Source organism: Catenibacterium sp. AM22-6LB, assembly GCF_003435615.1.
In the GTDB taxonomy this organism is placed as follows: Bacteria; Bacillota_I; Bacilli_A; order Erysipelotrichales; family Coprobacillaceae; genus Catenibacterium; species Catenibacterium mitsuoka_A.
The window spans coordinates 1-10,248 of sequence record NZ_QTUM01000071.1 but is presented as its reverse complement, the minus strand read 5'-3'; the positions used below and the strand labels follow the sequence as shown (position 1 = coordinate 10,248).

Annotated in this window: 12 protein-coding genes and 1 riboswitch; of the genes, 2 read left to right on the top strand and 10 right to left on the bottom strand. The window is 33.1% G+C overall.

All coding sequences use genetic code 11. The features are described 5' to 3' along the window. Positions 1-79: 79 nt before the first annotated feature. The 3 genes from DW269_RS11335 to DW269_RS11325 form a co-directional block, all read right to left on the bottom strand. Positions 80-1,405: an aspartate kinase gene (locus tag DW269_RS11335; protein WP_117460004.1), complete on the bottom strand. Its 1,326-nt coding sequence runs from the start codon at positions 1,403-1,405 to the stop codon at positions 80-82. Positions 1,406-1,476: 71 nt separating this feature from the next. Beyond that, the gene (locus tag DW269_RS11330; RefSeq protein ID WP_117460002.1) at positions 1,477-2,067 is read right to left on the bottom strand and encodes an ECF transporter S component; all 591 of its coding nucleotides are present in this window, start codon (positions 2,065-2,067) and stop codon (positions 1,477-1,479) included. Between the two features lie 74 nt (positions 2,068-2,141). Further along, a riboswitch (FMN riboswitch) is annotated at positions 2,142-2,255 on the bottom strand. Positions 2,256-2,316: 61 nt separating this feature from the next. Then, on the bottom strand, positions 2,317-3,798 hold the full coding sequence (locus DW269_RS11325; RefSeq protein WP_117460000.1) for a SpaA isopeptide-forming pilin-related protein: 1,482 nt from the start codon (positions 3,796-3,798) through the stop codon (positions 2,317-2,319). A 238-nt stretch (positions 3,799-4,036) separates the two neighbouring features. Between DW269_RS11325 and DW269_RS11320 the strand changes: the two genes are divergently transcribed. Together DW269_RS11320 and DW269_RS11315 are read left to right on the top strand one after the other, a co-directional pair. Then, complete coding sequence (locus DW269_RS11320) at positions 4,037-4,510, top strand: Ig-like domain-containing protein (protein WP_117459998.1); 474 nt, start codon at positions 4,037-4,039, stop codon at positions 4,508-4,510. Between the two features lie 36 nt (positions 4,511-4,546). After that, on the top strand, positions 4,547-5,737 hold the full coding sequence (locus DW269_RS11315; protein ID WP_158546364.1) for a CpXC domain-containing protein: 1,191 nt from the start codon (positions 4,547-4,549) through the stop codon (positions 5,735-5,737). A 13-nt stretch (positions 5,738-5,750) separates the two neighbouring features. Here DW269_RS11315 and DW269_RS11310 read toward each other — a convergent pair whose 3' ends face one another. From DW269_RS11310 to DW269_RS11285, 7 genes are all read right to left on the bottom strand, one after another. Next, entirely contained in the window at positions 5,751-6,512 is a 762-nt protein-coding gene (locus DW269_RS11310; protein ID WP_117459994.1) for a DeoR/GlpR family DNA-binding transcription regulator, read from the bottom strand. Positions 6,513-6,873: 361 nt separating this feature from the next. Continuing rightward, positions 6,874-7,086: a hypothetical protein gene (locus DW269_RS13250; RefSeq protein WP_370446100.1), complete on the bottom strand. Its 213-nt coding sequence runs from the start codon at positions 7,084-7,086 to the stop codon at positions 6,874-6,876. A 90-nt stretch (positions 7,087-7,176) separates the two neighbouring features. After that, a complete protein-coding gene (locus tag DW269_RS11300) occupies positions 7,177-7,698 on the bottom strand; it encodes a hypothetical protein (protein ID WP_117459992.1) in 522 nt (173 codons plus the stop codon). 91 nt (positions 7,699-7,789) lie between these two features. Continuing rightward, on the bottom strand, positions 7,790-8,020 hold the full coding sequence (locus DW269_RS13245) for an SsrA-binding protein (protein WP_158546363.1): 231 nt from the start codon (positions 8,018-8,020) through the stop codon (positions 7,790-7,792). A gap of 187 nt (positions 8,021-8,207) precedes the next feature. Further along, complete coding sequence (locus DW269_RS11295) at positions 8,208-8,507, bottom strand: hypothetical protein (protein ID WP_117459990.1); 300 nt, start codon at positions 8,505-8,507, stop codon at positions 8,208-8,210. A gap of 113 nt (positions 8,508-8,620) precedes the next feature. Beyond that, positions 8,621-9,871 (bottom strand): RNA-guided endonuclease TnpB family protein, encoded by a 1,251-nt coding sequence (locus DW269_RS11290; protein ID WP_117459987.1) that lies wholly within the window; start codon positions 9,869-9,871, stop codon positions 8,621-8,623. 130 nt (positions 9,872-10,001) lie between these two features. Further along, positions 10,002-10,184: a hypothetical protein gene (locus tag DW269_RS11285; protein ID WP_117459985.1), complete on the bottom strand. Its 183-nt coding sequence runs from the start codon at positions 10,182-10,184 to the stop codon at positions 10,002-10,004. Positions 10,185-10,248: the final 64 nt, after the last annotated feature.

Sequence of the window (10,248 nt, the reverse complement as noted above, 5' to 3'; positions counted from 1 at the left end):
TAGAAAATGCCATGCCCCTGTTTGACATGACATATAAGCGACTGCCTGTCGCACAAAAATAGAGAAGCAATTTGCTTCTCTATTCATCGTCTTCACTTGTGATAAACTCATCATAAATAGCTTTGATAGCTGGTTTGAAATAACAGTTTCTTACACCTACGATGATATTTAATTCTGATGAACCCTGGTCAATCATCTTAACGTTGATATTTTCCTTCGCAAGTGCTTTAAATACTCTTGCTGAAGTACCACGGCTGTCCTTCATACCACGACCTACGACCGCAATGAGGGCTAAATCAGATTCTAAGACAATATAGTCTGGCTGTACTGCACGATGTAATCCTGCAAGAATAGCCTGTTCTTTTTCAATGAAGTCATCGCTATTCACAATGATAGTCATTGTATCAATACCAGAAGGCATATGTTCAAATGATAAGCCATGTTCTTCAAATACCTGTAGTACTTTACGACCAAAGCCGATTTCACTGTTCATCATGTCTTTTTCAATCATAACAGTCGCAAAACCTGTTTTACCTGCAATACCCGTAATAACATGATCTGGTTTATGACAAGTACTTTCTACAATTAAGGTACCTGGATCTTCTGGACTATTTGTATTCTTGATTAAGATAGGAATACCTTCGTTTCTTACTGGGAAGATGGAATTCTGATGTAGAACACTCGCACCCATATAAGATAATTCTCTTAGTTCTTTATAAGTGATTGTCGCAATTGGTTTAGGATCTTTCACAATACGAGGATCTGCAATTAAGAAACCTGATACATCAGTCCAGTTTTCATATAAATCTGCGCAGGCACATTTTGCAACAATAGAACCAGTGACATCACTACCACCTCTAGAGAAAGCTTTAATACGTCCTGATTCATCATTTAACTGTCCATAGAATCCTGGAATAACTGCATAATCATGTTCAGATAAAGCTTTTGTGAGAGCTGCATCTGTTCTCTTTTCATCATATCTCCCATGTTTATCAATATAGATTACATCGGCAGCATCAATAAAGTCAAAACCTAAATAATTAGCTAATACTTTACCATTTAAATATTCACCACGTGAAATTGTATAATCAAAACTATTCTGTTTCTTGATTTCTTCTTTAATTTCTTTAAAGTCTTCTTCTAAAGAAATATCAAGACCTAATTCAGTAATGATTTCATTGTAACGTTCTTTGATTCTGTCATAGATTTCTTCAAAATCATCTTTATTGTGATGTGAATAAGCTAGAATCAATAAGTCTGTTACTTTTGTATCTTCTTTATTTCTTTTCCCAGGGGCACTGGGAACCACATAATGACGATCAGTATCTTCTAGAACGATGTCATGTACTTTTTTAAACTGAGTTGCGCTGGCTAACGATGAGCCACCAAATTTAACCACTTTCATATCTTTATTCCACCTCACGCTTTTGTATAAAGATTACATGATATGGCTAAATTAATCAATATATTTTTTGCTTAATTCGAATATTTTTTCAAAATAACTTCGATTTTCTTATAAGAAATGAATGTTATAAGTGAAATGACACCATATTTAAAGAGATTGAATGGAACAAGTGATGCAATAACCATAGTTGTCATATCTTTTACTAATGGATTGATCTTAGAGAACATACCGATGATGGCTTCTGTAGACATACCAAATAGTTTAGCATACATTGGGAACATCACTAATAGGTTTGATGCAATCGCAAATAAGCTTGTTGCAACAGTTGCAAGTACCATACCTATTACAGCACCCTTCTTAGTACGATGCTTTCTATAATATAAGCAGGCTACTCCCATATAACATACGCTTAGTAAAAAGTTAGATGCTTCTCCTACAAACATAGTTGTTGTTGGTTTAAAGAGAAGGTTTAAAACGATCTTTAAGAATGCAATTAATACACCAGTTACTGGGCCGAATACAAATCCACCAATTAATACTGGGAAATCTGAGAAATCAAATTTAATAAACATTGGTACAAATGGAACATTGAAGTCCAATACCATTAAGATTGCAGCTAATGCACCAAGTAGTGCTGCCATTACTAGTTTTTTAGTTTTCATTTTTGCCTCTTTCTATGGCGAAAAAAAATCTCCTATATATCTTATAGGAGATTGAAAAAGTCATTTCAAAAAAACGCCATCTTTTTCCATCCGGACTATACCGTCGGTACTGGAATTACACCAGTTCATGCTTTACGCTCGCGGACTATTACCGCCGATCAGGAATTTCACCTGCCCCAAAGATACAAAAACTATTATAGAAATGTTATATGAAGTTGTCAACAGATAGAAAAAAATAAGGGAAATCCCTTATTTAGTTCTTCTCTTTAAAAATAATACGACGCCAGAAGATAATACTAAAATACAACCTATTGCATAGATGAGTGTTGTACCCACACCACCTGTACTAGGTAGTAATGAGCCATAGTTATTCAATACATTGACTTGATCTACCACATCATTATCTACCTTTACAACACCTTTCCCATCAGTATCCGATGTAACAACTATCTTTATAGGTGTTTTTATTAAGTTGTAGCCTTTAGGCGCTTCTATTTCTTTTAAGTAGTATGTATCTGCTTGTATTCCTTTAATATTAATCTTTCCATCACTATAGGATGTTAGTGTAACATTTCCATTCTTACTATTATAATCAAAGTTACTTCCTGATTGAACAAATTTTAATGCATTATCTTTAGTTGGATTTAGATCTTTAGATAAGATAAACTTTGCACCAGCAAGTGCTTTATTATATCCAGTATATTTAAATATAGGGATACTGTAAGTAAATGTTTCTGTTTTAGATTCTTCAGTTCCTGAGTTTTCACCATAAGTTAAATAAGAAGTATTAACGAGTGGTGTATCAATAGGTGCATCATTACTAAGCATCACTAAATACTTAATATAGATCTGTGTCAACTTACCTGAGTCAATATCATCTTGATATTTCTTATAAAACGAATCAGTAAAAGTCAAGTGAAAATTACAGCCGTCATTTGTATTGGTTGTTGAAACGTAATCGTTATATTTCTTCAAAGATTTACGCTTTAAGCTTTCATCTTTTTCATTACTATAATAGGCAATACCATCTTTAAGTACAGAATTATATTTCAAATATTGATTCATATAGTCATGTAAACAATAGTTTGTGACATGTGGCTTAACATTAATGATCGTTTCAAAGAAGACATTATCCCCACGATTCATTGAATTTCTTTTCTTATTATTACTTATTGTTCCACCATTGGCAACAAGCTTACTGACACTAGGAGAGGCATGCTTGTCTCTTATTTCTACTTTTGGATGAGTTGTATCAATACTGCAAGCTGTTCCTGTACTGGTTTCTACTAAGTAATATCCTAGTGGTAAGTTTTCAAATACAACTTTCGCATTTGTCTCATTAGATGCTTTTGCAGTTCCAGTTGGTAAAATCTTATTATTCTTCGCATATTCCATGGCAAGAAGACCAAAGTTACGTGCACCAATTTCATTTTTTTGATCATCTTTAAAAGTAACATAACCATCATTATTTGTTTCTATATATTTTTTTGCAGCACTTGAATTAATAAATCCATCCCAGGAATCACCATTTCTTATATATGAATAAGCCCCTTTGGTTTCATCAAAACTTTCTAGTGTTAAAATTTTAAATATCTTATATGTTTCCCCAGGTTTTACATTTGTAACTGTAACTTTACCGTTTGTATCTACTGCCTCAACAACAGTAACCATTGAAATAACCATCATAAATATACACATAATGGCTATAACTCTTTTCGTTAACTTCCCCATCTTTTCCCCTTTATGCAACAAAGCTATATACTAGTTTTTGTTATCATAACTCATATTTACATGAATAATTGCGACAATAATATAACGCTATTTGATAAGCATTTCAATAAAAAAATAGCTCCTTTTCAAAAAGAGAAACATTGTGATATCACAACAACTATAGAACTTAACTTTTTTACCTTTAAAAACGTTAATATATTCGATATAATGGAAGAGAATTAAAAAAGGTGGGTACAATATGTCAGATAAACAAAACAGCATGCTTGAAGAAGAAAGAGAACCTCTTTCTAAAGGCTGGATTTTTGCAGGTATTGTTCTTTTTCCACTGATCCCTTTTGTATTAATATATTTTAATAAACATTTAAAGAGGAAAATGAAGATGATTTTAGGTATTGTTTATTTTGTTTTCTTGTTTGGTGTTTATCAATATGCATGTGTTGCACAGGGACCAGTATTAAGTAGTGTGATTATTCCTGATCAGTATGTCACAGTGAAGCAGGGAGAAACATACCAGATTCATTACAAGACTGATCCTCAGAAAGTGAAAGTAGAATATACACATTATTCATCTCAATATGCCAATGTGGCAAGTGTTGACCAGAATGGTTTAGTGACAACTATTACACCTGGTAAGACACGTATTACTTTGACTGCAGGAGATAATCATCATACTTATAAGAAGAAGTATCTTACAATCCATGTGATTGAATAGAGCGTGTTGACGCTCTTTTTTGTTAGGAGGATGATTATGAGAAATAAAGATGTTTATATTATTACATGTTCAAAATGTGACAAAGAGAATAGATATGAAGATTATAGCTGTGTAGGGCCAGATCAAAGAGAAAGTATTATTGATGATTCTATTATGACTTATACTTGTCCGCATTGCGGAGAAAAAACTTTCTTAAAACATCCTTTGACTTATATAGATCCAGTTCATCATTTTATTGTGCAATATGGACAGGACAAGGAACAGTTCTTTCATGGAGTAGAACAAATTCGTACAACTCCTCTTTATAAAGATTATATTTTCCGTTATACAGATTCATGGTTAAGTTTCAAAGAGAAGATCATGATTCTAGAGAATGACAGAGATGATCGTTTAATGGAACTCTATAAGCTTGCATTAAAGAATGAATTAGATGAAGAAGTGCCTTCTTTATTCTTATTTAATAAAGAAGAAGAGAAAGAACTCATGATAGCATTGAATCCAAATGAAACACGTGCTTATTTCTTTAATAGAGACTGGTATGATATTAAAGAAGAAGATCCTTATATGAAGAAGATATTAAAGTATGATGCAAGTCTTATAGTAGATAACTCTTGGGCTGAACGGCTCTATGATTATCGTATTAGTGTTTCGTTGTGTGAAGTTCAGACAAAATTACAGGTAAGAACTTATTTGATTCCTTCTTATGATCATGTAGATGTAGGAGATTATGTTTATGTATATGAGAATGGTGAGAGAGTATTGGGACAAGTAATGACTAAGAATTTCAAGAATATTGCGGATGTTCCTGATCATCTTCATTTTATTGAAAAGGCATTACCAATAGAAACTGAGTATGATAAATATATAAAACACGAATATGAAAATTTACTTCCTTTAAGAGATCAAAGAGTTGAATCATTTTTAGATATTTTAAATGATTTACGTTTCTATTATTATATAGAAGAAATAGATGAGAATGTATCTAATTATACAATGGACATAGATGGTCTTCATTTAATTCCTCTTTATATAGATCAACAAGAAGCCATGGATAAGAAACCAGAGAATGGATATGTGTTAGTTGATTTATTAACAGATGTATTAAAGATGACATTTGAGAAAATTGATGGCTATATCATCAATGAGAATAGATTATTTATATTAGATTCTCATTTTATAGATATGTTCCTTTCTTTTGCAAGACAGAAAAAGACCGAGATCAATTAAGATTTCGGTCTTTTTAGATGAGTTCTACCTGATGGTCACCCAATAGTTTTAGTTGTGAGTTTTCTAACTCTTTTTCACATATATAGCCTGTGAAATCATCAAGATTCGCATAAGCATAATTGCCATCTTGATTGAGTTTAACACTTTCTCCAACCATATAGGTTCTTTTACTTGCATTGATGGCTGTCTTTTTAGTGAGTCCATCATTTGTTTCATAGGTCGTAACAACATTATTTTCTAAATCAATCCCTACAACACCAATAAATGAGATATCAAAACGATATTTTCTAATTAAATGATTTGTGAGCGCGCCGACAAATCCATCTCTTGCTTGATTGAAGTCTCCTCCTAAGAAAATCAGTCTCACTGTACTATTTTGTCTATAAAGCTGCATAATATCAATCATATTTGTCACAATAGTAACTGCAATATTCTTCTCAAATATAAGTTTTGCGATTTCTAGATTGATTGTAGAAATATCTAAGAAGATTACATAGCCTTCCTTTAGTAAATCAACTGCTTTAGAGGCAATGATTTTCTTTTCTTTACTATAGAGTTCTACACGTTGTGAGACATTTGTATGATGTAAATTAACGCGGGCATTAATTGCACCTCCATGAACTCTTTTAAGTTTTCCAGCTTTTTCTAAGAGGGTGAGGTCTTTACGAATACAATCTTCTGTGACACCAAATGATGAAGCCAGTTCTTTCACAAATACCTGTCCTTCAATATTCAGTTTAGTAATGATTTGCTGGTGACGTTTTTTTTGTGACATGTTAGATTGCCACTCAAAATGTGATTAAAGATACTCACATCGAGATAATGAAAGTTCTCATAAACATTACTTACTATGGCATCGTGTATACTTTGGATTGACCGAAATCATATCTACTCACAAGTTCATGTACACTCCATAGTCATAAATTCCCGAAATAGCCTTCGGTACATACCTACGTTTGCGTTTGTTTATGCAACTTCGTAAGTCGTAGCATCTCTCAAATTAAGTGCAGCATTGAAATCTTTGTCTTCGATATAACCACAGTCGCATTTGAAAACTCTAAATCTTTTTTGATATTCTTGCAGCAATGACATGTTTTAGATGATGGGAACCATCTGTCGACTATTCGAAGTTCAATTCAATTCTCCTTACATTTAGCTTGAAGCTTTGTTTTAAATTTATAAAACTTCTGTGAAGTAGCTGCCTTTGAAAGATGTCTATTCTTCATCATTCCTGATATGTTTAAGTCTTCAACCGTTATATAAGATGGCTTTGTTTTCACTATCTCTGCGATTATCTTATTGATGTAATCAGTACGAATATTGCCGATTCTATGATGAAGCTTCTGTATCTTAAGCCTTTGTTTTTGGTATATCTCTTTTTTTGAGTGGACTCTCCTTTCTCTTAAGTTTAAAGAAATAAAGCTCTGCGTTGCAGAGCTTTATTTTAATTTTAATGTCTGCAGAATAAGTGCAAGGTCATCATTTGTTAAATTGCAGTTGTTGATTACGTTTTCCAGTCTATCACACTGTTCTCCGTCACCGATGATTTCAAAGCGACTGCGCCAGATGGTTGGTAAGATTCTATCGTCGTTATCAGGGTCATAACGACCAAAGGACCGTGTCATGTATTCATAGGCGATAGGATTGACATCCGGTTTAAAGAATGTACAAATACGATTGAATAACCATTCCGGGTCGATGTTTGAGATAAAACCGTCATATCCGTCTGCTTCGATATTATCTTCGAATCCAGCCTGAATGAAAGCCTTCCGGCACTGTTCCTGATATGGTCGATATTTTTTACGAAGTTCAGGATTACGCTGGATGTCTTTAGCTTTGATGCATTTAAAGTCAACTTCTGGATGTTCCACATCTAAGAAATGACAGAATGTATTAATCAATTTAATGGGAACAAAGGTCAAAGACTCTTTGTCTGTAAATTTCATGTTATCAAGTATCATGATAATGCTCCTTTCTGAGTGTAATTATTTTCTGATAATTTGATTATACAATACATATCTCCATAATAGAAGATGTATGTTGTACGATAACTTAATATTGTTTCATAGACCGTGCAATGTCACGTTTGGTCTGTTTCTCTTTTAAGGAACGACGTTTATAATAATTGTTTTTACCTTTACAGATACCAACGATGACTTTAATTTTGCCGTTACGGTATGTGATAGCGGTCGGGACCAGTGTGATGCAGTCCTGCTGTTTCTTCGCAAGTAATTTGCGAATTTCTGATTTGTGAGCCAGAAGAACACATTTGCTGTCTTCCATTTTGTTATTGAAGATTTCTTAGTTTCTTATAAAGTAGAAAATCTGATGTTAAGCTCAATTTGATGATCTAGTAGCAACATTTTTCTTAAACTTAGCGTTAATTTATAATTTATGATATTTGTTGTGTTCATTTTAACGCTCTCCTTTGAGGGGATTTGAACACATTTAATCACAACAGTATATATATTTAGTTACTTACATTTTCTCCTTTAAAATGATTTTTTCCTGTCACATGATTCAATGTAATCTTATAAATATAGCACGTATCTATATAATCCTTATTATAAGGATATGTTTCATAACCACAATGAGTCAGGATGGATTCCATTGCTTCATCATAAGATTCATGAGAGACAGGTTCAACAATACCTTTACCTATAATAGATGAATAAGAATTAGATACTGTCTTATCTGGTTTACAAAAATATTCATATAATGTTTCTGCCTGTACACCAACATGAGGATTTTCTTTAATAAGATGAGTCATCTTTCCTTCTCTAGGTGTATAAATGTGAACTACCCATCACCTAAAGGTAATGGGCTTCTAAGGGGCTGTGCCCCTATTTAAGAAGTTTGATATTTAAGTTTCCACCTGACAATTCAGGCAATCCTTATTCTTACAGGCGTGTCCACTTCGCCTCTACTGTATAGGATATTCATATCCACAACGCTACTTTTTCTCATTATGTTTAAAGCTCCATTGATATCAGCATTGAACACTTTTCCATTTGCAGTTTTGTAAAGACCACGATGTACTCTTTTACCACTGAACGGATACTCTGTTGGGTTATCAGCATTGTAAACTGGCATTTCATCTTTGTCCCAAAATGATGCTTTTGATGTATAGGATTCTTCCTGCTTTACAAAGATTATGTCATTCAACTCACAAAGATATTCAAGTTTACTGCGTAACAGACCGTAAGGAATGTTCACAAAGTTCTGATTATTCTGCTTACCGATATTGCTGCCACGTTGGAATGTTTCATTGTAGCCAACAACAAGCGTACCGATGTCATTCGTAATGCAATAATCTACTACCTTGCGAGCTGCCTTATTCAGATAGTCGTTTACCTTGTTGTTACGGTTATGGGCAATCGTTTTTTGTCTGTTCGTAGTCTTCTTCCCAAGATGCTGTTTGTCTTTTATGGATTGTAAACGTGCATTTTCTTTATTGAACCACTGGTTAATGGACTTCAGCCTTCTTCCGTCAATAATGAATGATTTACCATTACTTGACACTGCAGTTACAAGATTGTTGATTCCTAAATCTAAAGCAAGTGCGTTATTTTTTTTAAGATTTCTTTGAACACATTCTGCTTCATATATGTACTGAATTTCAAAGAACCTTGCGTTAGCTTTAGGTATGATACGGATTTCCTTAACTTTTTTATCAAGCAGCACAGGTGGTATCATTATTTCAACAGGCTTATGTGTCTTTTTAAAGCTGTTTGAATATGGAAGTATGAGCTTATTCCCTTTAAGTCTTACAAATCCAATGACAAGTGTAGTATATCCATCCTTTGGAAGATAGCGTGGAAGTCTGCAGTCCTTAAAAGCATATTTGCCCTGTTTTGCAAGTTTCATAAGTCCAAAGAATGATTTAAAAGAGCCATCAACCTCTTTAAGAATCTGCTGTGCCATATTAGAATTTAACGCTTTATAATTTGAGCTATTCTTTAATAGCGTATAGTTCTTTTCATATTTTAAGAATTCTCCTTCAGTGAAGTAGTACTGACGCACATTATAGATTGCTTCGTTTGTCAGATTTTTTGCCACATGACAGAGTGCTCTGATAGTAAGATATTCTTCTTTAGACAAATGTTTAACTTGCTGTTTTACAGTAAAATACATGTCGGTTTCTCCTTTCTATAGACTCGGAAATGGATTATCCTGTATGTATATTATATCATGTATTTTATTGAATCATATTTTTTTGGTAAAATCATATGTACTTGACTCATAACGTCATTTATCCCACGATCTAAAGACCATGGGTTTTCTGGCTGATTTTCTTATAAAGTACTATTTTATCTTTATCATCACCTATTCCAAAGTTCATTGGAACAATATAAGGATATTCGTCATCTTGGAATGCAATATGTAGTGTATCAAAATGATGAAACATCTCCCTTAACTGATTTAAATCTTCCACTGTTTCTGCCATTTCTCTCTCCCCTCGTATAATATGTACGTAATCAGTTAATGAATTCTATCGATTCATTATTGAT